This is a genomic window from Collinsella aerofaciens (assembly GCF_039836695.1).
GTDB lineage: Bacteria > Actinomycetota > Coriobacteriia > Coriobacteriales > Coriobacteriaceae > Collinsella > Collinsella aerofaciens_BD.
In genome coordinates, this window is the sequence record NZ_JBDPAC010000050.1 from 1 (window position 1) to 1,637 (window position 1,637).

At 72.1% G+C, this 1,637-nt stretch carries 1 protein-coding gene; it reads right to left on the minus strand.

The window, feature by feature from the left end; translation table 11 throughout:
* Nucleotides 1-226 precede the first annotated feature (226 nt).
* Nucleotides 227-1,519, minus strand: a complete 1,293-nt coding sequence (locus tag ABG996_RS10710; protein ID WP_347497874.1) for an IS30 family transposase — start codon at nucleotides 1,517-1,519, stop codon at nucleotides 227-229.
* Nucleotides 1,520-1,637 lie beyond the last annotated feature (118 nt).

Below are 1,637 nucleotides of genomic sequence, written 5' to 3' on the forward strand. Positions count from 1 at the left end.
GGTTGATTTCCGATCTCAGCCGAACACATTGAGCAAATAGGCCATTCCCACAGCTAGCCGAACGCCCCCGAGGCCCCATCCGGGCCCCGGGGGCGGCATTTTCCCAGTTGAAGGAACGGTGGAGATGTGTTTCGATGGGTCCGGTGGCCATGCTCCGCCCGCCGCCCGGCACCTCTTCCCAGACTCAGCCGAACGGTCGGTCCGTCTATTCCGTTTTCCCTCCAGGCTAGGCCAGCGGGGCATCGCCCCTCTCGGCGCGCGCCCTCTCGATGAGCCCCGGCGTCAGGTCGAGCCCGTCGAGGGGCACGTCCTCCACGCCGTAGGCGTCCAGCAGCGCCGCCGCGTCCTCCCCGAGCATCGCCCTGAAGGCGCGGGCGGGCGTCGCGAAGCCGAGCGCGCCGCGGGGCTCGGAGTTCACGTGCGACATCGCGAGCGCCAGGTCCGCCGGGACCAGCCGGTCGAACCTGAGGCCGCGGCCCTTGGGCAGCAGCTTCCTGATCTCGACGTGGTTGCGCTCGCAGGCGCCCTTCTGGTCGCTGCGCCCGGGGTCGCAGTAGAACAGCCTCGTCTCGCCCGGCCCCTCGCCGAGCAGCGCCGCGATCGCCGCCTCGTCGGAGAACTCGGCGCCGTTGTCGGTGAGGACGGCGCGGAACACGCGGCGCGCCCCGTCGGCGCCGAGGACCGCCCGGACGCCCTCCAGGGCGTCCGCGACGCACCCGGCGGTCTTCTCCTCCAGCGGCAGCGCGAGCTGGAGCCTGCTGGGGCGGTGCAGCAGCGTGAGCAGGCAGGCGGAGTCCTCCCGGGCCCCCTCGACGGTGTCCATCTCCCAGGCCGCGGCGCACGCGTCCTCCCCGAGGGCGAGGAACGCGGCATGCGACCTGCGGGCGGAGTGGCGGGTCGCCGCCCGGCCCGCGGCGCGCTTCCTCGGCCTGTAGCCGACCTTGCGCCTGAGCTCCATGTTGGTCATGCCGTCGTAGCCCGCCGAGACCCAGCGGTAGATGGTCGACGGCGACAGGTCCACGGGCCCGCCGTTGCGCGCCGCCATCTGCTCGGGCGACAGCCCCCGGCGCAGGCAGCCCCTTATCGCCTCCAGCCTGGCCGCCGCGGCGGGCTCGTCGGCGTCTATCCCGCGCCTGGACGAGGCGAGGACCGAGTCGGCGCACAGCTGCGCGGCCCGGGCCTCGTAGAAGACGTGGGGGCGGCGCTTGCAGCCGATCGCGCGGTACCGGCCGCAGCCGTTGCAGCATCGCGGCCACGCCGCCAGGCGCGGGCAGGCCGCCGACAGGTCGGCGGAGGCGTCCACGCGCTCGCCGCGCCTGGCCTTCGGCGCCGTCACGAACCTGTGCGACGCCACCTCGGAGCTCACCGTCGAGGGCGACCTGCCCAGCTCCCTCGCGATCTCCCTGCACGAGGCCCCGCGCTCCAGCATCCTCTGGACCGTGTCCCGCTCGTGCCTCGTGAGCCTTCCGTAGGCCCTCGGGACCGCCCTTGCGGAGCCCCTTTTCTTCTCTCCGGACATGCCGTCCTCCGATCTCCCGGGGCCGGCCGATCCGACCCTCAAGGTATCGGGTTCCCACATTCATCCGCACATGTGCGGATGAATGTGGGAGGTGTTCGGATAAAGTTGATAATCAAGG